Annotated in this window: 20 protein-coding genes, 1 pseudogene and 1 riboswitch; of the genes and pseudogenes, 3 read left to right on the forward strand and 18 right to left on the reverse strand. The window is 52.1% G+C overall.

All coding sequences use genetic code 11. The annotated features are described in order from the left end of the window. Nucleotides 1-52: 52 nt before the first annotated feature. The 3 genes from ACH5Y9_RS09060 to ACH5Y9_RS09070 all read right to left on the reverse strand — a co-directional run bounded on the left by ACH5Y9_RS09060 (nucleotide 53) and on the right by ACH5Y9_RS09070 (nucleotide 1,906). On the reverse strand, nucleotides 53-772 hold the full coding sequence (locus tag ACH5Y9_RS09060) for a response regulator transcription factor (protein WP_445369361.1): 720 nt from the start codon (nucleotides 770-772) through the stop codon (nucleotides 53-55). 571 nt (nucleotides 773-1,343) lie between these two features. Next, nucleotides 1,344-1,679 carry a DUF5615 family PIN-like protein gene (locus tag ACH5Y9_RS09065; protein ID WP_445369362.1) on the reverse strand — a complete coding sequence of 112 codons (336 nt, stop codon included), beginning with the start codon at nucleotides 1,677-1,679 and terminating at the stop codon, nucleotides 1,344-1,346. After that, entirely contained in the window at nucleotides 1,679-1,906 is a 228-nt protein-coding gene (locus tag ACH5Y9_RS09070) for a DUF433 domain-containing protein (protein ID WP_445369363.1), read from the reverse strand. The genes ACH5Y9_RS09065 and ACH5Y9_RS09070 overlap by 1 nt, the downstream gene beginning before the upstream one ends. Between ACH5Y9_RS09070 and ACH5Y9_RS09075 the strand changes: the two genes are divergently transcribed. Beyond that, a complete protein-coding gene (locus tag ACH5Y9_RS09075; RefSeq protein ID WP_445369364.1) occupies nucleotides 1,905-2,108 on the forward strand; it encodes a hypothetical protein in 204 nt (67 codons plus the stop codon). The genes ACH5Y9_RS09070 and ACH5Y9_RS09075 overlap by 2 nt on opposite strands. A gap of 137 nt (nucleotides 2,109-2,245) precedes the next feature. Here ACH5Y9_RS09075 and ACH5Y9_RS09080 read toward each other — a convergent pair whose 3' ends face one another. The 11 genes from ACH5Y9_RS09080 to ACH5Y9_RS09130 form a co-directional block, all read right to left on the reverse strand. Next, nucleotides 2,246-2,644 (reverse strand): cupin domain-containing protein, encoded by a 399-nt coding sequence (locus tag ACH5Y9_RS09080; RefSeq protein WP_445369365.1) that lies wholly within the window; start codon nucleotides 2,642-2,644, stop codon nucleotides 2,246-2,248. Nucleotides 2,645-2,735: 91 nt separating this feature from the next. Beyond that, entirely contained in the window at nucleotides 2,736-6,011 is a 3,276-nt protein-coding gene (locus ACH5Y9_RS09085; protein WP_445369366.1) for an efflux RND transporter permease subunit, read from the reverse strand. After that, on the reverse strand, nucleotides 6,008-7,105 hold the full coding sequence (locus tag ACH5Y9_RS09090) for an efflux RND transporter periplasmic adaptor subunit (protein WP_205450286.1): 1,098 nt from the start codon (nucleotides 7,103-7,105) through the stop codon (nucleotides 6,008-6,010). The genes ACH5Y9_RS09085 and ACH5Y9_RS09090 overlap by 4 nt, the downstream gene beginning before the upstream one ends. Before the next feature lie 10 nt (nucleotides 7,106-7,115). Further along, nucleotides 7,116-8,453: a TolC family protein gene (locus ACH5Y9_RS09095; RefSeq protein ID WP_445369367.1), complete on the reverse strand. Its 1,338-nt coding sequence runs from the start codon at nucleotides 8,451-8,453 to the stop codon at nucleotides 7,116-7,118. A gap of 122 nt (nucleotides 8,454-8,575) precedes the next feature. Next, entirely contained in the window at nucleotides 8,576-9,847 is a 1,272-nt protein-coding gene (locus ACH5Y9_RS09100) for an NAD(P)/FAD-dependent oxidoreductase (RefSeq protein ID WP_445369368.1), read from the reverse strand. 45 nt (nucleotides 9,848-9,892) lie between these two features. Next, nucleotides 9,893-10,102 carry a YgaP family membrane protein gene (locus ACH5Y9_RS09105; protein WP_445369369.1) on the reverse strand — a complete coding sequence of 70 codons (210 nt, stop codon included), beginning with the start codon at nucleotides 10,100-10,102 and terminating at the stop codon, nucleotides 9,893-9,895. Next, nucleotides 10,099-10,254 (reverse strand): cytochrome bd-I oxidase subunit CydX, encoded by a 156-nt coding sequence (cydX, locus tag ACH5Y9_RS09110; RefSeq protein WP_020481307.1) that lies wholly within the window; start codon nucleotides 10,252-10,254, stop codon nucleotides 10,099-10,101. Before cydX ends, ACH5Y9_RS09105 begins: the two co-directional genes overlap by 4 nt. A gap of 11 nt (nucleotides 10,255-10,265) precedes the next feature. Beyond that, on the reverse strand, nucleotides 10,266-11,405 hold the full coding sequence (gene cydB / locus ACH5Y9_RS09115; RefSeq protein ID WP_445369370.1) for a cytochrome d ubiquinol oxidase subunit II: 1,140 nt from the start codon (nucleotides 11,403-11,405) through the stop codon (nucleotides 10,266-10,268). Nucleotides 11,406-11,429: 24 nt separating this feature from the next. After that, a complete protein-coding gene (locus ACH5Y9_RS09120) occupies nucleotides 11,430-12,980 on the reverse strand; it encodes a cytochrome ubiquinol oxidase subunit I (RefSeq protein WP_445369371.1) in 1,551 nt (516 codons plus the stop codon). Beyond that, on the reverse strand, nucleotides 12,970-13,527 hold the full coding sequence (gene cydP / locus ACH5Y9_RS09125) for a cytochrome oxidase putative small subunit CydP (RefSeq protein ID WP_445369372.1): 558 nt from the start codon (nucleotides 13,525-13,527) through the stop codon (nucleotides 12,970-12,972). The genes ACH5Y9_RS09120 and cydP overlap by 11 nt, the downstream gene beginning before the upstream one ends. 423 nt (nucleotides 13,528-13,950) lie before the next feature. Then, on the reverse strand, nucleotides 13,951-14,727 hold the full coding sequence (locus ACH5Y9_RS09130; protein WP_445369373.1) for a thiopurine S-methyltransferase: 777 nt from the start codon (nucleotides 14,725-14,727) through the stop codon (nucleotides 13,951-13,953). Nucleotides 14,728-15,075: 348 nt separating this feature from the next. On the opposite strand from ACH5Y9_RS09130, the gene ACH5Y9_RS09135 reads away from it, so the two are divergent. Further along, the gene (locus tag ACH5Y9_RS09135) at nucleotides 15,076-15,507 is read left to right on the forward strand and encodes a desulfoferrodoxin family protein (protein WP_033156337.1); all 432 of its coding nucleotides are present in this window, start codon (nucleotides 15,076-15,078) and stop codon (nucleotides 15,505-15,507) included. Nucleotides 15,508-15,982: 475 nt separating this feature from the next. Further along, nucleotides 15,983-17,617 carry a SulP family inorganic anion transporter gene (locus ACH5Y9_RS09140; protein WP_445369374.1) on the forward strand — a complete coding sequence of 545 codons (1,635 nt, stop codon included), beginning with the start codon at nucleotides 15,983-15,985 and terminating at the stop codon, nucleotides 17,615-17,617. Between the two features lie 698 nt (nucleotides 17,618-18,315). On the opposite strand, the gene ACH5Y9_RS09145 is transcribed toward ACH5Y9_RS09140, so the two are convergent. The 4 genes and pseudogenes from ACH5Y9_RS09145 to ACH5Y9_RS09160 all read right to left on the reverse strand — a co-directional run bounded on the left by ACH5Y9_RS09145 (nucleotide 18,316) and on the right by ACH5Y9_RS09160 (nucleotide 20,286). Next, complete coding sequence (locus tag ACH5Y9_RS09145) at nucleotides 18,316-18,861, reverse strand: M15 family metallopeptidase (RefSeq protein WP_445369375.1); 546 nt, start codon at nucleotides 18,859-18,861, stop codon at nucleotides 18,316-18,318. A 3-nt stretch (nucleotides 18,862-18,864) separates the two neighbouring features. After that, the gene (locus ACH5Y9_RS09150) at nucleotides 18,865-19,467 is read right to left on the reverse strand and encodes a nucleotidyltransferase family protein (RefSeq protein ID WP_445369376.1); all 603 of its coding nucleotides are present in this window, start codon (nucleotides 19,465-19,467) and stop codon (nucleotides 18,865-18,867) included. Then, a pseudogene (locus tag ACH5Y9_RS09155) lies at nucleotides 19,448-19,735 on the reverse strand (XdhC family protein); the annotation flags it as partial. The gene ACH5Y9_RS09150 and the pseudogene ACH5Y9_RS09155, both read right to left, overlap by 20 nt. Nucleotides 19,736-19,902: 167 nt before the next feature. Then, the gene (locus ACH5Y9_RS09160; RefSeq protein ID WP_445369377.1) at nucleotides 19,903-20,286 is read right to left on the reverse strand and encodes a hypothetical protein; all 384 of its coding nucleotides are present in this window, start codon (nucleotides 20,284-20,286) and stop codon (nucleotides 19,903-19,905) included. Between the two features lie 714 nt (nucleotides 20,287-21,000). Beyond that, nucleotides 21,001-21,075, forward strand: a riboswitch (cyclic di-GMP riboswitch). Nucleotides 21,076-21,215: the final 140 nt, after the last annotated feature.

The raw sequence follows: 21,215 nt of genomic DNA on the forward strand, positions 1-21,215 counted from the left end.
ATGCCTTGCGGTTATTGCTGGCCGAAAAGGGTTTGTTGGGTAGCAAGGGGGGCTAAGCCGGGGATTTTTGGCGTTTCTCACGCTTGTTGCTTTGTTGGGTGTTCAATATTTTAAACGGCGGGATAGTGACCAAATCATTCGGTCCTTGGCGCGTATTTGACTTGAAGGTATCGTGCAACCTCAGAAGATCCGTAACCGTTTTGGCGTTGGTTTTACGCATTAAATTAGCACGATGCACTTTGACGGTTTTTACGGAAATATCCAGTTTTTCGGATATTTCCTTGTTGGTGTGGCCCAGTACCACCAACTCGCAGGTTTCAATTTCGCGTTTGGTCAGATTACGGAATTGATTGTTGATAGTGGTCGCGAACTCATACTCGAAAAACGCCAGTTCAAGGCATTTGCGGATCTGCTCCAGACTGAAAGGCTTTTCAATAAAATCAAACAAACCGGTTTTTATCGAACGTAAGGTGGTTGAGAGATCGCTTGAGCGGGTGATGCAAATCCGCGGGTATTCCAGTAACAAACTAAACTCGGAACCGGACGGCGATATTTCGACCACGTCCGGGTCAAATACCATCACAAAGGCAATATTTTTGCTGGTTAAATTCGCCTTATTGTCTACGATCCAGCGAGCCAACTCGTCCCGGCTGGCAACATATTCCACGTTGGCTTGCAGACACTCTCTGACCCGATTGATCCCTTTAAAGGACGAGACCTCCCGGTCAGCAACCAAGATTAATCTATCGGTTTCCAAAATCTGCAGCGCCATAGTCTATAAAAGTTGATACAAAGGTTCGCGTTCCAAAGCTTGTCAAGTGTACGTAAGTCCTAAGTTTTGTCTATTGGGCTAAGGTCTTAGATACGTCATCCGCTGCCCTGCTGTTCAGGCTCATTTATGCTTTTACTGAACCGGGCTCCCTACTTATCATTGGTATGCGATTTGGGCTGGTCGAAGCCCAGGTTGGTACGCATTAACTCAAACGGTAATTTAGTGGGCAACCGGGCGATCTTTGGCCTGCAAAGTCAATCCCCATGTGTTTCCAGGCTACGAAAACGACGCTAAATACCAAGCCCGAAAACAGGAAAAACTCGCCATTTATCAGAAGTACAATTTCAATTTGATTGAATTAACGGATACGGACGTGTTGAATCTGGACGCTATTTTGCCGAGGGTTTGTTGAATTTTGGGGTGCAGGGAAATTGATTTTGAATATTTCGCTGATGAGTTTTCTCACCCAATGAACCGTTGCAACGAATCAGCTCTAGCGTTTCAAAACATTTGCAGGGCTTCGTGTTGCTCTGCCCAGCCTACCGCCCTTTACGATATATGAATTTCGCTGTTATCGATAAATTTCGATACAGGCCTTGTCTTCGTCAACCAATGCCGCTTGTATAGCGTTCTGATTAGCTAATAAGCAGTTAATGGTTGCCGCTTTGGATTGATTGCCGGTTTTTAGCCAGATAATTTTTGGTGGTTGGCCAAGTAAATTCGAAAGCTCAAAAAAGTCCGCGTCTTTGGTGACAATGACAAAGCCGTTGGACTTTGCGTAACGCCAAACGGTTAAATCATCGGCGTTTTCCATACCCAACAACGCTATTTGTGTCGTTTCTGGAAAGGCATCCAGCAAAAACGCCACCGCCCGACGGGATAGATTTTCGTCTAATAGCAGTTTCATCAAACAATGGCGGATACATTACGCTCACGATCTGCGGCAAAAGCCAAGCAGGCACGAATGTCGCTGGTTTCCAGTTCCGGATAATCCTCCAATATTTCATCCTCGGACATGCCATCGGCTAACCAAGACAAGACGTCGTAAACGGTAATCCGCAGCCCCCGGATACAGGGTTTACCGCCGCGTTTACCGGGCTCGAGCGTGATAATAGTTCGATACTCTATGGTCATGGCTTACTTCCAAATAACAGTTAACTTAGAGTACCACCAGGCGATTCACACGTCATCCGTGATCATGTCGGTGTTGGACGCTCGCGAACGTTATCGCGGTTTGGCTAAAAATGCGGCGTGTTTGGCCTTCCTGACGGCGATAGCCAATGTGCTGCGCGGTGACGCTTATGAACGCCGGAGCCTGATTGCGTCCGAAATTTGAAAATAAGCCCGAAAACGGGCGGGTTTGCGATGAAAAACCACTTTTTTGATAATAAAACGGTCGAATATTGAAATTTTTGACTCACTTTGACAGTGACTGCCTCTCAAAATGTTTTTTTTCAGAGGTTCCTTAAGGCCTCAATGCTTAGCCGACTTAGCCGCCGCAAGCTCGAATATAATAATTTCCGCCTCGCCTTTACCGACATTTTCCACGGTCATTTCCGCGCCGGTTTCCCAGAACACTTCGCCTTGGCTATAGACTTTGGTCTGGCCGTCATCCACAACCTTCAGTTTTCCCATCACCACATATCTTGGGCCGGGCCCTTCGTGGGTATGCAAGGGGGTTTTATACCCCTTGGGGAAGCGCACCCGCAGTACATGGCTCTCCACTTCTTTACTGGGTAAAGTCACCGGCTTGGTCATTAACAATTCCCGCGAGAATTTGCTGGCGGTCTCGTCGGCTTGCACCATCGGCGACACACACGTCAATAATCCCAACACAGAAAGTAAGTAGCAGACGCGGTTTGATTGTTTCATAAAGGTGGCCTCAACGCTAAGGGATGGGTAACGAGTATACAAAAACGCTAGTTACCGCGCCCGCTGAATTGCCATCGCGGGCGCTAAGAAGCTAGTCTTCGGCTGTCACTTGCTTGGGCATGTCGCGGTTGATCAAGAAATACACCAACGGAATCACCACCAAGGAAAACAAGGTGGAGGCGATAATGCCAAAGATAAAGCTCCAGGCCAGGCCCGAAAAGATGGGATCGAGGACGATCATCACTGAACCTAACACTGCCGAGGCAGCCGTTAAAAAGATCGGATTCAAACGGGTGGCGCCGGCTTCGATGATGGCATCGGCCAGGCTAATATCCGGATTACCGCGATAAATATTTTCGATAAAATCAATCAGGATGATGGAGTTGCGCACCACGATCCCGGCCAAAGCGATCATGCCTATCATGGCCGTGGCGGTGAAATAAACGGGATCCGCATATTGCCCGACATCAGACGCAAACAAGTTGATGAACCAAAACCCCGGCATGATGCCGATCACTGTTAGGGGAATGGCGATCATCATGATCAGCGGCACGCCCAAAGAACCGGTCTGCCCGACCAGCAGGATGTAAATCATCACCATCGCCGCCGCGAAGGCCAAGCCCAGGTCGCGGAACACATCGACAGTGATTTTCCATTCGCCCTCCCCGGCCATTTCCGCGCTGTAACCGGCCGGCAAAGGTTGCTGTTCCAGGGCGTCTTGCAGATCCCACACCGCTTCCACCGGGCTGCGGCCGGCCATTTCAGCCAGCACATACGACACCTGGCGTAAGTTTTTGTGATAGATGGTTTGATCGGCTATTTCGTGGCTGAACCGCCCGATTTCGCTTAAGCGAATCAAATCGCCTTTCGCCGATTTCACCGACAGGTTTAATAAATCGGCTTCAGATGAGCGTTCTGATCTAGGGTATTGCAGGGAAATCAGTAGCGGTTGCCGTTCGCTGGCGATATGCAAAGTACCGGCGATGCCGCCTTCTACCGCCAGTTTCAAACTACTGGCCACCTGCTGATTGGTAATGCCCAATAGCGCTGCTTTGTCCTGGTTCAACACAAATTGCCATTGATCTTGCGGCGCTTGCACATAATCGTCCACATCCACCACGCCCTCGGTCGTTTGCAAATGTTCACGGACTTGTTTGGACACCTTCACCAAGTCCTGATAACCGGCTTCCGGCGGGCCGTAAATTTCTGCGACCACACTGGACAACACCGGCGGTCCCGGCGGCATTTCCACAATTTTTAGGTTGGCGCCGTATTTTTGGCCGATGCGTTCTATATCCGGACGCATCCGCAAGGCAATCGCGTGCGATTGTTGCCCGCGGCGAGATTTATCCACCAGAATGATGCGCAGGTCGCCGACATAAGCGCCCTGGCGCAAATAGTAATGCCGCACCAAGCCATTAAAATCCATGGGCGATGCCAAACCGACACAGGTTTGATAGCTACTGACTTCGTTGACCGTGGCCAGATATTGACCCAGGGCCGTGGCGACTTCATTAGTGGCTTCCAAAGACGAGCCACGCGGCATATCAATCACCAATTGCAGCTCGTTTTTATTATCAAACGGCAGCAGTTTCAACGGTACGACTCGGGTCACGGCCATCAAGGTCGACAACACGAACGCCACAAATACCGCCAGCAAAAACCACAAGGCTTTGGATTTGTGACTTAGTAGCGGCGCCATAATGGCTTGATACACCCTGAAACCACGGGTTTCCTGTAAGCGAAATTCCGGTCCGTGATCTTTACCGTAATCGCCTTTGAGCAATTTATAGCTGGCCCAAGGCGTCACCGTGAAGGCGATCAGCAAGGACATCAACATGGCGATCGGCACGTTGAAGGCCATGGGTGCCATATACGGTCCCATCATCCCGGTAATAAAAAACATCGGCACGAAGGACATGATCACCGCGAAGGTGGCCAGAATGGTCGGCGGGCGAATTTCGTTCACCGCAGTCAGCAAGGCTTGTAACGGTGGCTCTTTGCGCATTTTGTAGTGGCGATGAATATTCTCGACGTCGACAATCGGGTCATCCACCAATAAGCCCAAAGACAGAATCAACGCGAACAGCGTCACCCGGTTGATGGTGTAACCGAAGATCAAATCGCACAGCAAGGTAATCGCAAAGGTCATCGGCACCGCTAATGAGACGATCAGCGATTCCTTAAAACCCAGCGCCAGCGCCAGCAGGACTATGATGGTGAGAATCGCAATGCTCAGATGCATCACCAGTTCATTGACTTTGTGATCGGCGGTTTCACCGTAGTTGCGTGTGACTGTCACCAGCACTTCAGACGGAATCAGCGTGCCGTGCAATTGTTCGGTCAGTTCCAACACCTGTTCGGCCACGCCGACGGCGTTACTGCCGCGCCTTTTGGCGATGGCGATGGTAGCCATTTGCCGTTCTTCGCCGACCACAGGTAAAGGACCATCCTTATGCCCTACCGTCTGCATTTGCTCCACACCGGGACCGAAGCCGATGCGGGTGTAATAGTCGGTGTCTTGCGGGCCATCGACGATCTGCGCCACATCGCGCAAATACACCAGACGGCCGGCGACGTTTTTCAAGACCGTCGCCCCGACCTGCTCCCGGGTTTCATAGTGCGGGCCGGTTTCCAGCAGGATTTCACTGTTATTTTGATTTAAGCGCCCAGCCGGCAGATTGACATTACTCTGCGCCAAAGCCTGTTGAATTTCCGGCAAGCTTAGGCCGCTGGCTTGCAACTTGGCGGGATCGGGGTACACCGAAATCTGCCGAGGCGCCGCGCCGATGACCCAACTTTTGCCCACATCGTCGATGGCGCGTAAGCGCTCGATCAGCTCTTCGGCGATGCGGCGTACCGCCATGATGTCTTCGTTCGCCTTGGGCATGGACAGGCTCAATAGCAAGATCGGCACGTCATCAATTTCCACCGGCTTGACGACCCAATCGCTGACGCCGGGCGGGATGATGTCCAGATTGGCTTGCAGCTTATCGCGGGTTTTGATCAAGCTGTCTTCGATACTCTCGCCCACCCGATAGCGCACCGTCACCAGCGCTTCGCCGGGGCGGGAGGCGGAATAGACATATTCCACACCCTGAATTTGCTTGAGTAATACTTCCAGCGGGGTGGTCACGCGCTTTTCCACTTCTTCGCTGCTGGCGCCGGGGTAATGCACGAACACATCCATCACCGGCACGATGATTTGCGGATCTTCCTCGCGTGGCGTCAAAGTCAGCGCCGCCGCTCCCGCCAACAGGGAAATCAATAAAAACAGCAGCGATAAATGCGAGGTGGTGAATAAGCGGACGATGGCAACCGTCAGGCTGTCTTTTTTCGCTTCCATGGTTTTGTTCAACTCGCTCATTGCTCCAACCCAGCGTTACTCAAGATGGTTTCGCCGGCGCGCAATCCGGAAAGTATTTCGACTTGGTCGCCATACTGTTTGCCGGTGCGAATATGTCGCGTCAATAGCCTTTGCCCATCCAGTACTTTAACCGCTTGCAGTTGGCCGTAATGCAAAATGGCTGCAGACGGGATCATCACGGCTTGTTGTGCACTGGCACAAGCCAGCTCCAGCCAACCGAATTGGCCGTGTTGCAAACCAGGCATGTTAGGTAATTTAACTTTTACTGCCAGGGTGCGGGTTTGCGGATCGATTTCCGGCGCTATTTCGTCTACCGTCGCCGCCAGCGTTTGTTGCGGCGTATCGAAGCGCACTTTCACTTCCATGCCTAACTTAATGACTGCGGCACAGTGGCTGGAAATGGCTGCTTCCAGGCGCAAGTCATCGGGTTTGTGCAAAGTGACGATGGCTTGATTGGGCAAGCCCATGTCGCCCGGCTCTTGTAAACGCTCACCGACTACCGCGTCGAACGGCGCATAGAGTACGTTCTCGCCCAGCATCACTTTGCTTTGTTGCGCGGAACTGGCCGCTTGATTGGCCATGGCTCTGGCACTTTGCGCTTGCGCCAGCACTGCTTCGTAGTTTTGGCGGGTGGCCGCTTGCTTGTTGTATAGATCGATAATGCGTTTTTCTTCGGCATTGGCCTGGGCCGCCTGGGCCTGAGCCGCCGCCTGCCCCGCGCTGGCGGCATTGTAAGCCGCCCGCAGATCGCGATCATCGAGACGGGCGATGACTTGGCCTTTTTTGACTTTGTCGCCCGGATTCACGGTTATTTCCAGAATGCGCGCATTCAATTTCGGGGCAATTTTCGCCGCCAGGCGGGATTTGACCACGCCTTGCCAAGACAAATTGTTCTCCGCAGTCTGCGTGCCTACTTTTAAGGTGTGTGCGCCGGCGGGTATGCTGCTCTCAGGCAGATCCGTGTTGCCGGGTTCGGTCTTATCCTGGCCACCCAAGATGCCCAGGGCAAATAAAATCACCAGCAACAGCGCCGTGATCGCTGCCGCAGGGACCAGCCATCTCGGCGCATTTGATTCAGAAAAATGTTCGGTCATCGTGACTCCTTTATTGCCAGTAACCGGTGGCTTGTTTCAGTTCCGCTTCGGCCCGCAAGGCATCGAAACGTGCAGTGATTTGTCGGGTATGCGCCTTATCGCGCGCCACTTCAGCTTCGATATAACGGGTCACGGTCACGACACCGGCTTGGCGTTGCTCATTCACTAAACGCAGGGCTTCTTCCGCCGCTTTGACCGCAACGGCGCTGACTTCGGCGCGACTCAGCGCGTCTTGTAGTTTGATTTGTGCGGATTTCAGCTGTTGCTCGATGCGCAAACGGGTCTGCCTGGCTGCCTCTTGGGCGGCCGTGAGTTCGTGCTCGGCTTTCTTGATTTTTTCTTGCGTCGCAAAACCGGAAAACACATCCACTTCCACCATCACGCCGGCAGTGACGTTATCGCGGTTGCTGCTGAAGGCCAGATCTTTGCTGTCGGAACCATAACTGACAAAGGCGTCAGCGCGCGGTAGGTGTGCGGCTTGCGCGACATCAAGCTGACGTTCGGCCATCGCCACACGCTTCTGCGCGGCTTGTAGTTCAGGATGGTTGCTCAGCGCCTGATTGAGTAATTCGTCGAAAACCGCCGGACTGGCCGGTAATGCGGCTTGCCGAGTTGTATCGATGGTAAAAGGTGCGTTAACAGGTAAGCCCAGCAAGGTTTTCAACATACTCTGCGCCAGCTCGATGGCGTTTGCAGCTTGTATTTCCGCATCCTTGGCTTCGGCCAATTGTACTTCCAAGGACAATACATCGGACTTTAATACCGTGCCGGCATCAAAGCGAATCCGTGACTGATCCAACTCGCTTTGCACTGCTGTAATCGAGCGCCGACTAATCTCGTGGGCTTCCATTGCCGCCAACTCCCCGTAATAGGCTGCGGTGACGTTATTCACCAACTGATTGCGGGTCGCGGCTTTTTCCAGTTCCGAGGTTTCGATACCCAGTTCTGCCGCCTGTTTGCGGTAGTAGTCCTGTCCACCGCGAAACAACGAATACGTCGCTGTCACTTGCGGCCGATAGTTATCAACCCCGCCGGGATGATTGAAGTCGTTGCCGGCAAAGCTTAGCCGACGCTGGGCAATGATCATCGCAAAGGCTTGCGCCGGATTATCGCTGTGCTGATACGACAAACTGGCTTTGATTTGCGGGTAAAAACTGGCCAAGGATTCTCCCAACTGCGCATTGGCCTGTTCAATACGCGCTTGCATGATGCCCAGCTCCGGATTATTTGCCAGCGCGGTATCAATGGCTTGTTCCAGGCTATATTGACTGGGTTCGGTATCGGCCAAGGCCGTCTCCAAAACCAGCATCAGCACGAAAACTAACCGCCATAAAGTTCGATGTATCATTGAGTAATCTGCATGCAATTAGGGCAAATGGATTGATAGGGAAGTCTAGACGCATAGCGCCATTGGTTGGCCAACGGCACTGTTGCGTTTGTCCTTCCCTATCAGCGCGGCACAAACCAGTGTCAGCCTTTCAACCGCATAATGCCAAACATTTTTAAGGTCAGTTTTTCATAGTAAGGCTCGCTAATACCCTTGCGAACTTTACGCATGAAGTATTTTTCATAACCAATTTTAGCTAAATGCACCCATTTGCCACTGGACGCCCACTGCACGTTACGCGGCGGAATTTGCGGCATGGCCAGGAAAGCGACGCCCGAATCGCCAAAATCCGCCAGACACAATGCATTCCAGGTGCCTTTTTCTTTGGGTTGTTTGCCATCCAGTTCCGCACGAATATTGTGAGCGGTAGCGGTGACCATCGACTCGATCATGTAACCGGTCTTGGGCGTGCCGGTCGGCACCGGAGTTTGCTCAAGCGGTGGAATGGCGATGCAAACCCCAATGGAGTAGACATTTTTATACGTGGGATTACGTTGATTTTCGTCAACTATGACAAAGCCGCGCGGATTCACAAGCTTGTCAATACCGGTCAAGGCATCTACACCTTTAAAGGCCGGCAGAATCATACTGTGCTTGAACGGCAACTCGTGTTTCTTTTTCTCTTGGCCGTTTTCATCCACTTCGGTGACATACATCATGCCGGCTTCGATCTTGTCGATTTTGGCATTGCAAATCCAATTGATATGTTTGTTTCGCATCTCGGCTTCCAGCATCCCTTTGGTATCGCCCACGCCGCCCAAGCCCAAATGGCCGATGTAGGGTTCCGAGGTGACATAAGTCATTTTCACCTTATCGCGGATTTTACGTTGCCGCAGGTCGGTTTCGGCGATGAACATGTATTCATAAGCCGGGCCAAAACAGGAAGCACCTTGGGCGGCACCGACGATAATCGGACCCGGATCTTCGACAAACTTGTCCCAAAATTCACCGGACTCACCGGCATGATCGACGTGGCAGACCGATTGGGTGTGGCCGTTGGGCCCCAAGCCCGGCACTTCGTCAAAGGCCAGTTTCGGACCGGTGGCGATCACTAAAAAATCGTAATCGACTTGCGAGCCATCGGCCAGTTCTACCTTATTGTTTTCAGGGTGAAAACGGGTGACTTTTTGTTGAATGAAGCCGATCTTCTTTTTCTTGAACATCGGTGCCAATTCGACCTTGATATCTTCCGGCTTGCGCCAGTTGACCGCCACCCAAGGATTTGAAGGCACGAAGTGAAAGGTCGGGGTATCGGCGATCACCACTACCTCGTCTTCTTTCCGAGCGTTTTCTTTCATTTCCAATGCCATCGGGATACCGCCGATGCCCGCGCCTACGATTACGATTTTTGCCATGAGACTACTCCAAATTGATAGATAATTATTTTTTTGCCGCTGTTATTAGCAGCTTTCTTTAATGCCCAATTTTTTAAGAATCATTTCCAGCGGGCAGAATCGGGTAAAACCGCTTTGAAACAAATTGGCCCCGACAAATGCGGTAAACCAAAGCCAATTGCTAGACTGAAATAAGGGGCTGCCTTCAACGCCGAGACTCAGCGACAGCAACACAAACAAGCCGGCGACAATACGGACGATACGTTCGGTGGTCATGACAACCTCTCTTTGCTACGTTGCGCCAAGCTCTCGCACGATTGATCGATGCCGTGATGGTCGATGTCGCACACCGATTCCAGCCACATGGCGTTGATGATGGCGAAGGACGCCGCGAAACCGACGCCGAGTATCCAAGCGAAATACCACATGATGTGTCTCCTTAGTAAAGTGTGTGACTGTCTTTAAGCACAGCCGCTTCGGTCACGCTGCCCCACATCACCCGATACACAAAACGGGTGTAGAGCAGCACGATAGGCAGAAAAATGATGGTGATCCAAAACCCCAGCAATAAGGTGTTATGGCTGGAGGTTCCGTCCCATAAAGTCAGACTAGAGCCGGGAGCGGTTGAGGAAATCAACAGGAAGGGAAACAAACCAAAACCGACCGTCAGTGCCACACCGGTAATGCCTAGGCTACTGAGCACGAATGCCCCCATTCTGGACTCGCCCTTGCCTAGCAACCAAGCCAGCCCGATACCGACAAACGCAGTCAGCGGTGCCAGCCACATCCAGGGGTAACTCATAAAATGTTGCAACCAGCTTGCGCCATGGGCTACGACGGTTTTATGCAGGGGGTTGGACGGTGCATCGGTAGCCGCCATTTGGGTAATTTCCGGGCGATCAATACCCACGAATACCCACACAGTAATCGTAGCCAATGCCAATAACAGCATCGGCCCCAAGGCATTGACGATATTGATAGCGCGGTCATGAATCACGCCTTCGCTACGCCATTTCAGAAATAATGCGCCATGGAAAGTAGTTAGCAAAAGGCCGGTGAACCCACACAACAAGGCAAACGGACTCAACAATGCCCAGAACGACCCGTCGTAAAACGCGCGCAGATCTTGGTCGAAATGAAACGGCAGGCCCAGAAGCAAATTGCCTACCAATACGCCGAGCAGTACCGGCGGTAAGCTGCTGCCTATAAACAGGCTCCAATCCCAACTGTTGCGCCAACGTGGGTCTTCGATCTTGCTGCGATAATCAAACGCGGCCGGGCGAAAGAACAAGGAAAACAATACCAGCAACATCGCCGCATACAGCCCGGAAAACAGCGTGGCATACACGGCCGGCCAAATCGCAAAAATCGCGCCGCCCAGCAGCACCAGCCAAACTTGATTGCCTTCCCAGGTGGCGCCGACGGTGTTGATAATCACCCGGCGCTCCACGTCGGATTTACCGATAAATGGCAGCAAGGTGCCAACTCCGAAATCAAAACCCTCGGTCAATGCGAACGCAATGCCGACGACACCGATAAAGACCCACCAAATCAGGCGGATGGTTTCATAATCAAACATAATGAACTCCTGTTGACGAAGGGGTTAGGCGGGTTGCTGTTCGAGACAATAACGTCCTGTATGCAAGCTGCTAGGTCCGAGGCGCACGTACTTCAACATCAGATACATCTCGATAATCAGCAATATTGTGTAGAACAAGGCAAACCCGCCAATACTGAACCACAGTTGCCCGGCGCTGAGGCTGGAAACGCTCATGTGGGTGGGCAATACGCCGGAGATAGTCCAGGGTTGACGACCAACTTCGGCAACAAACCAACCGGTCTCGGCGGCAATCCAGGGTAAGGGGATGCACCACACCGCCATCCGCAACAGCCAGCGTTTTTGATCGGCAACTCGGGTAGCGCAGTAGTAAAATGTCATCGCAAAGATGAACAGCATGATAAAGCCGCAAGCCACCATGATACGGAAGGTCCAGAATAGCGGCGCCACTTTGGGAATGGTGTCGTTGGCGGCTTTCTGGATGGTCGCGGCGTCGGCATCAATGACCTTGTCGGTGTATTTTTTCAGCAATAAGCCATAACCCAGGTCGGCTTTATGGGCCTCGAACGCTGCTTTGGCACTTAGGTCACCGCCACGCAGTTTTTGCAAATTGTCGTAAGCCAGCATGCCGTTTTCGATGCGCACCACGCTCTCTTCACGCAAATCTTTTAGACCTTTAACGTCTTCGTCGATGGAGCGCGTGGCGATCAAACCCAGTACATAAGGCACTTTCAGCGCCATATCGGTTTTCTGATTGTCCTGATCGGGCAAACCAAACACGGTGAAACCAGCAGGGGCCGGGTGGGTATCCCATTCCGCTTCAATCGCTGCCAGCTTCATTTTTTGGGTCTCGCCGGAGGTGTAACCGCTTTCGTCGCCCAAAACGATCACCGATAAGACGGAGGCCAAACCAAACGCCGAGGCGATGGAAAACGAACGTCTAGCGAAGCCGATGTCGCGCTTGTTCAGCAAGTACCAAGAGCTGATGCCTAGCACGAACATCGAGCCCGTGACGTAGCCGGCGGCGACGGTATGCACGAATTTGACTTGCGCCACCGGGTTAAAGAACACGTCGGCGAAGCTAGTCATCTCCATGCGCAGCGTTTCGTAGTTAAACGCCGCACCGACCGGGTACTGCATCCAGCCGTTGGCGATTAATATCCATAACGCCGACAGACTGGTGCCCACCGCCAGCAGCCACGTCACCACCAAATGCTGCACCCGGCTCAACCGGTCCCAACCGAAGAAAAACAGACCCACAAAGGTCGATTCCAGAAAGAACGCCATCCAACCTTCCGCAGCCAGTAAGGGCCCGAAGATGTCGCCGACATAATGCGAGTAGTAAGCCCAGTTGGTGCCGAACTGAAACTCTAGCGTCAAGCCGGTGGTGACGCCCATGGCAAAGTTAATCCCAAACAACTTGCCCCAAAACTTGACCATGTCCTTATAGACTTCCTTGCCTGTCATGACATACACCGACTCCATGATTCCGAGGATAAAGGTCATGCCCAGGGTCAAGGGCACAAAGAGGAAATGATACAGCGCGGTTAGCCCGAACTGCATGCGCGACAGCATGACTATATCGTCACCGAACATGGCGAGACTCCTGGGTGGATGGGGAAGAAAGGGGATTTGTGGCGCCGGGTGTGGCCGGCAAAGCAAAGTGCGCAGCGATGTCCGGTTTGGCAACTGGGCGCTCTTGCCAGCGGAAAATCAGAAACCAGAGGCCTGTAAGTAGAATCACTTTTATCAATAGCGCTACGGCTATTTCCCAGCGTAGCAAGCCGGACTTTGGTAACTCAGTATGGGCAGTATCTGTCATAGCCACCTCTTTGTTTAGAGCCATGGAAATGCTTGCGGGTAAATCGGCCTTGTGCGGCTTACTCAGGGAAAACAACGTTTGCCGAATAGCTCGGCAATATTGGCTAGCAGTGGCCGGCAATCCCTCTTTATTTGTAGTGTAGTTCGGTTTTGAATTCGGCACCTGTCTTAGGCAGTTAGAAACCAAAAGCGCAGAAACGCTGTTTTTGATCGCCATCGTATCTTGGCGACGACCGCCTAGCGGCGGATGGTTGTATCTTGAGGTATCAGTTTCTGAGAGTTGACCGAAAAACATACGCACTTCACAAATATCATTAATCAATAATATTTCTATATCAATTTGCGTGCCAAGCGTGATTTCTCCGATTAATCAAGGTAGGTAAGGACCAATCAGCTATTTAGAGGTGCAAAATACGTTTCAATATGAAACATTGAAACAATATCCAGGAGTCTGAAACAAAAATGAAACGTGGCACACCGATTCTGCAACAGTCTCCCGCTTTGATAAACCGACGCCCTAAATGCTGCCGCACCATTGAATATTGGAGCCCAAGGGCTTAAAGGGACTCCGCTCCTCGCCGGAACGACGATTCCAGAAAATTCAAAAGAGGATCAACCCGGCCCTGTTTATCACTGGTGTTTCGTGCGGATTGCGCGCGTCGAAACCCAAGCGGATGCGCCTATAGACACACCGATTTAAGCGCCGGGTTAATGCTATGCGACTGGCAATTCGGTACTTCTGTTATCACCGAACCAACAGTTTATAGGTTTGCTCCACCATTTTAGTTAAGCCGCGCTCTTTAAAATGCAGCTCGGTCGCTAAAGCGTCGTCACTGGTCAGCAATTCGATTTCACACCAGTGACTGTACAAACGCTCAACCTCGTCAGCTTGGACGCTAAACGGCGGCCCCGGCATTTCGTGTTGCGGATAATCGAATGCTATCAGCAACATTTGCACGTTGGCGAGTAACAGCGAGGACAGTTTCATCACGTAATCGATGCGCATATCCGGCGGCAAAGCCACCAGCGCCGCCCTATCGTAAACCGCATCAAACTCGCCGACATCGGCAGCTTGCAATGCAAAAAAATCCCCGCAGAAAATCTGCAAACCGTCCACCTCGCTGACCCAAAAATCGCCCTGGCGCCGCACCGTTGGTTGCAAATTGTTATCGGCAAAAAACGACTCGACAGCCAGCGGACTTAATTCCACACCCACTACCTGATAACCCATCGCTAATAGCCAAAGCAAGTCCTTGCTCTTGCCGCACAGCGGGACAAACACTCGCGCTTTTTTTGGGATAGACAAGCGCGGCCAATGCGTTTGCAGAATGGGGTTGAACTCATGCTTGTGAAAACCAATTTGGTTCTGTTGCCAACGCTGATGCCAAAAATCGTGATCCATAGCCTGCCCTCTGATTTGATATTGCACGAATAGCCATTCTATTTGACTTGCCGGTTTACTGCTCGGCATTGTTGGCAATAAAAAAGCCGATTTTTCGACAGCGGCGATAGCTGACAGCAATCAGCTCTTCATGTCCGCTGGCGCGGCTTGTCGATACTGAAGATCCTCTTGAGTTTCCGCCGTTAAGTGCCTCATTGACCTGTCGCCAGCCTAGGCCTCTAAGAGCTCAGCCCGAACGGGTAAAAAAGGACCGGAGTAATAAATATAAGCCAACGTAAGAACCCATGGACGTAGATCCAACAAATCGTGATACATTTCGATGCGTCGCGCGGTCAAGCGAGCCGGAGCCGTTGCGAACGCTTCTTCTGCATGGGCAGAATAAAGAACCGGTTCAACACACGCTGCAGAGCAAGCCATGCGGGCTTAACTCGGTAGTCGACAATTTTTAAACCATCACAAGGAATTTTCATGGAACGTCGCGATTTTATTCGATTGAGTGCCGCCGGTGCGGCGATCAGCGCCATTGCCCCCAGTCTGGCCCAAGCCGCGGAAGCCGGCAAGCAACCTACACCGCCGGGCGATGTGTTTTACACCAAGGATGCGCAAGGCCGCTGGGCCGGCAAAGCCGCGACGCATTTGCCGGTGATTGAAGTCGTTAAAGCCGACGATAAAACCACCGTCAAAATCACCACCCCGCACGAAATGAAAGGCTATGAACATTACATCGTCAAACACGTATTGCTGGATAAAGACTATAAATTCCTGAACGAGCGGATGTTCGATCCCAGCAAAGACCCGGTCGCCATTTCCGAATTCAGCCTGGCGGGATACAGCGGTACCGTTTACGCCTTGAGCCTGTGCAACAAGCACGATCTTTGGTTGAATAGCGCCGAGGTATAAAGCCATCAGATCGGCGATAACAAGGAGGTTATCGCCGTTTCGCCACTTATTTCCGTCAAAAGCTCCTGGGTATCGGCGGTCACCGCCCCTCACCCGTCATCCATCTTGCTCCAAAGCGGCCACAAGTCCAAACATCGTTTTTCGGGTTGCGCTTCTACGAAGCGGACTTTTGTAGTTTCCGGCAGTCGGCCTCTTTGAGCCATTGATTATGCGCCGGCCAATGGCATCAAGCCGGCTGTATTCCGGCCATGATTTGGCTTGTCTCAAAGTCCAAATGTAGATGCAGGGTGCGCTCGCGCACCCATAGAGGGTCATCATGGTGGCGACTGACACAAGTTACGCGGTGAGTACCCAACCTGCACAATGGTTTCAAGCGGCTATGATCGATTCGGTTGTCACGACTTGTTTCTTGCGGCAATCGCTACAACCCAGGTGCTATCATGGGTCCCATCGATAAACATTTAAAACCTTTCCAATGATTGCAATTCTTGAAGCCGGTCGCGCGGGTTTATTGTCCAGGGCGCATTGGCTGAATAACTTGTTGGCCGGCGTGATTGTCGGCGTAGTGGCGCTGCCTCTGGCCATGGCTTTTGCGATAGCCTCCGGTGCCAAACCCGAGCAGGGGCTATACACGGCCATCGTGGCCGGTGGGCTGACATCCTTGTTTGGCGGTAGCCGCGTGCAGATCGCAGGGCCAACCGGCGCCTTTATCGTGATTCTAGCCGGCATTACCGGCAAATACGGCATCGGCGGCTTGCAAATTGCCTCCTTGATGGCCGGCATCATATTATTGCTGATGGGGCTTACCAAGTTGGGCGGTGTCATCAAATATATACCCGATCCCGTCATCGTCGGCTTTACCAGCGGTATCGGGGTCATCATTTTTGTGGGGCAATGGAAAGACTTTTTTGGCTTGAGCCCCGCAGCTGGCGCAGAGCAGTTTCATGAAAAATTTTGGTCGTTGGCACAAGCGTTTCCTGGGCTGCACGTTGAAACCACCTTGCTAGGCGGCATGACCTTGGCGGTGTTGCTGATTTCCGGCCGGATTCTGAAACGCATTCCCGCCCCGCTGGTCGCCATGCTGATTGCCACCTGCGCGCAGTGGCAATTGCAATGGGACGGCGTGGCGACGATAGGCAGCGCCTTTGGCGGCATTCCGCAGCAGTTGCCGCAATTCCAACTGCCGGCAATGTCGGTATCGGAGGTGCTGCAGTTAATCGGCCCGGCTTTTACGATTGCCTTGCTGGGCGCGATTGAGTCGCTGCTGTCCGCCGTGGTCGCCGACAGCATGGCCGGCACCAAACATGACGCCAATCAGGAATTGATCGGTCAAGGGATTGCGAACATATGCTCCCCGTTGTTCGGCGGCTTTGCCTCTACCGGGGCGATTGCCCGCACGGCGACCAATGTGCGCAATGGCGCCAATAGTCCACTGGCGGGGATTGTGCATACTTTGACCTTGATCGGTATCGTCATGTTACTGGCCCCTTATGCGTCGTTGATTCCGCTGAGCGCGTTGGCCGCCATTTTGTTTGTCGTGGCCTACAACATGAGTGAGTTGCACCGTTTCGGCCACATGCTCAGAACGGCGCCTAAGTCGGATGTGGCGGTGCTGCTGATTACCTTTTTGCTCACCGTGTTCAGTGATTTGGTCATCGCCGTCAATATCGGCGTGATGCTGGCGGCGCTGCTATTCATGAAACGCATGTCGGAAGCTGTGGGCATAGAGCGGCAAGCACATGACGCCGTCATGGAAGAACTCGATGACGCGGATTTTACGCTGCCAGCCAATACCGTGGTTTTTGCCATGGAAGGGCCATTCTTTTTTGGCGCGGCGGCAAGATTGGAATCCGCGCTGGAAGTGATTCACGGCCATACCGAAATTCTGGTCTTGCGCCTGGAAAAAGTGCCTTTCATCGACGCAACCGGCCTGCAATCGCTGTGGGATTTGCTGGATAATTGCAAACGGCACAAAACCCGTCTGATCCTGTGCGGCGCAAGACCGAATGTGTTCGAAAAACTCCGCCGCGCAGGGCTGGTTGGTCAAGTCGGCAAGCCAAATGTGGTGGACCGAATACAACAGATCGCCATGGATACAATTAAAAAATAACGTCCCTGCTTATCCCTCAACCCAGAGGAGGCTTGCGTAAAAGGTAAATCCGCTCCTTCTCTCACTGGAAAAAGTTTGGGATGGCGGCATATACCGTAACCTCTTCAGATTCATCGCCGGAAAGCTGTGAATTCCGAAACCCGAAAGCGGGCATTCGTCACTGAGTCCAACCGACGCGAAGCTGAGGCGCGAGTGCTAATCTTGAATGTCCGGTTTAAGCGGCTAGGCGCTTTTTATCTGACCTATTAAATGGCTGATTAGTAACTTTCACCCGGCATTGACTTGAAAAGCACGACAGTCCTTTGAAGGCATTGCGGGTAAGGCTTTTTACCAGCCGGTTATACGAGTTTGCTTTGCCCGCAAGGCTCTGGAGTTCGGACGCAACGTAAAACCTTGCGATGGTGACGCGACCGCAGGTGATCAAGCTCAAATTGGATTGTTACCAAGGTGTTTTGCCGTTCTGAGCAGTGAAATCATGTTGCCTGAAAGGCTCTTAGCTTAACTCGCAAGGCTTTTTGGATTGGTCATGAGGCACAAAGCCTTGTGGCGACAGCAAAAAACCCAAGACGAGAGCTTAATTACCTTATGCGCAACCCTATAAGCGATAACCGAATAGCGTCTAGGCTTGCAAGCCTAATTTGGAGACTCGGTGATAACAAGAGACCCACTATTTTGGCGTCAGTAGTTACCAAACGTAGCTACGAATCGCCCCGATAACACCAATGCCAAGGCTCGTAAACATAACCGAAGCGGTTATCGCGCGGGAATGACAGAAAAAATTGAAAGCGTTTTGCGTTGCTTGATAGCCACTGAAAAGCAGCCGTTTGTTCGAACAGTTCGCCCAGCTCCGGGCAGTCGTCGCTGCCAATATCGATAGCATGACCGGTATGGTGTTCGCTGTAACCGGGCGGGGCCAAGACACGCAGAATCTCGTCGATAGTTTGGCCCTTCCCGAGCTTGCGCCGAATAATGTCGGCTTGATAATCCACACTTCGAAAAGCCGAGACCATCAGCAGCGTAATGCCATCCTCGGCGGCGGCTTGTTTCAAGGCTTGCCAAGCGGCTGCCGCAGTCGCTGTGAGATAAAACGCCCTGCCCTGCGGCTTGGTTTCCGCGACGATCAACTCTGCAGGCTCGCGGCATAATGCCAAACCTCTAGCTGCCGGCAGTTCTTCCGGAATGCCTAGTTCGATGAATAACTCGCGAATACGCTGTAAGTAGGCGTCAAGCGGTTGGGCAATCATGGGCTACATCTCATTGAGTGCATGCAAGCGCTGGTAATCGCTCGTGGTGTCGACATCCAGTTCCGCTTCCAGCAACGGCACTTTTACCAGTGTGTCTTCGAAGCGCAGTAACAAGGGCTTGGCTCCACGGTCGCCGGTCAAGCTGGCTAGCTGGGCAAAATAAGCAGCCGGAAACACGGCCGGCACGCCAAACGACTCCGCATACTGACTGACTACGATGCGCTCCGGCGCGTTTTGCCAAGCGCTAAGCAAACTTTGCAGATGCGCGGCGCTAATCAAGGGTTGATCGCACAGCATCAACAATACCGCGCTAGCCGTGTCCGGCACAGCCTGGATACCAGCCCGAATCGAACCGGCCATACCGTCCGCCCAACTCGGATTCAACACCACTTTGCTGCTGTTAAAATCGACCGCGGCTTTTATCGCCTCAGCATTTGCGCCCAATACCACCACCGTCCGCTCCGCCAACACGGCTTGCGCATTGGCCAGCGCATGCGCCAGTAATGGACGCTCCTGCCAAATCAGTAATTGCTTGGGGCTGCCCATCCGGCTGGAGGCACCGGCCGCCAGGATGACGGCATGCACATTATCCATGGCTGCAGGCATGTTTGAGCGCAACCGGCTCTTTCCCCAGTTGCCAGCCGCTACGGCCGTTGAACTGGGACTGAATGCCGGCCACGATGGACAAGACAATCTCTTCCGGAGGTTGCGCGCCGATGTCCAAACCGAACGGGCGAAATACCCGTTCGACTATCAGTGCCGTGTTGTCGCCCAAGCTGTGCAGCAGCCGCTGCTTGCGATGCGCCGGACCCAGCAAACCGACCAACTCGCCGGTTTGGGTAATCAACATGCGCGCGCCGGCCTTTTGGTAGGTCGAGCCAAAGGTTTGTTGCCAAAAATTGGCGTACGTTTTTTATTGGATGATTCCAGCACTGGCTATTCCTATAAAGAGATTGCCGCTCGAGCAGTTAAAAACTGATTAGGGTTTTGTCCGCGATTTATTGACGGCCTCCTAGCACAAAATGCATAAGGTGTGGAAACTCAAGCCTTGGCTTTTTTATCCTTACGGATGCCCCGGACTGCATACGTCCTGGCTTTATCTTTGGCGGTTTCCGCAAAGAAGGTCTTCCAGGTCTCGCCGCCTCTGTCGGCAATTGCCGCCGAAATATCCTTAAATAAACTGATACCTTCCAGCACCATTGTCGGGGTAAAACCATAATCGTGGGTGAGGTAGTAACTGATGCTCATCAGATAGGTTTTTTCTCTACTCATGAGCTTGATCAGACGCTGCTTTTGTTTATCGTAGACATAGTAAGAGGTCAGCGCCAGCAGGCGCAGGCCAAAAAATTTCGTCCACAACAAAATGTAGGCATCGTCTTCATAGAGCTTCTGACCCTTGTTCAAAATGGCATCGGTTTTATTCATATGTATCCTCGGTGAAAGTGTCGGGCATCTTAATTTAAGTTTGAAAATTTTGTGTTGGAAATATTGGATAGTGTCGTCATAACACAGCCGCCCAAAGTGCAATACCGCGTAACTAAAAGGCTGGCAAGAACCAAACGGTGTTTTTAGCTTAACCAGTAGCTATGCCATGCCATCGGCTTAAATGCAAAAAATGCCTTCTCCACCTGATGGCAAAGGCGATTAGAGGAATCAACCTTTTTCTGGGGCTGAGTGATTTTCGTCGGCAATCGGCAGATGACTAAAGCTCAGGAGGGGCCGGCCGTCGATTGCCGACGAAGTCATGATACGCATGAGAACGTTGGATTTTTATTTCGGAATTCGTTCCCAACCTTCGTTCCAGCACCCTGATTTTTAAGCAGCCAGCTTGGTATATCACTACCCGAACTTATGACTTTTACCCTTACGGCGCAAACTCAAAGCTGCCGCCCAAAATCTCTTAAATAAAATAAGGGATATAACCCAAAATACGCGAAATAACACACTCTGCATAGCGTTATAGCCATCTAAAACCCCAGAAAACCGCCACACTTATTACTACTCCACCCTATCAAACAAAACAGCCTATCGCATTGTTTTATATGAACATAACCATAGAAAAACACTAGCAACCCTTGCTCAAATATATTTTGGCGCATGTTTTGCTTTATAAATAGTGCTGCACCCTCCTGGGCGCAGCCACCAAGTCGCCACACTCGTCGCAAGGCGGGGCCGGAAAGCTGCGGATCTGATTCAGATAGTCGAGCTGCCTCTTATGAGCGGGTAAGAGAAGGGTCTAGCCGGTCGAGATTCATACACCGACAACTACCCATAGCGCTCGCTCACTGGTCAGGAATAGTTTGTTGTATCACCTGATTAGCTAAACCCGTTGTTTAACTCACTACGCAAGCAAG

This window comes from Methylomonas sp. BW4-1 (assembly GCF_052474385.1).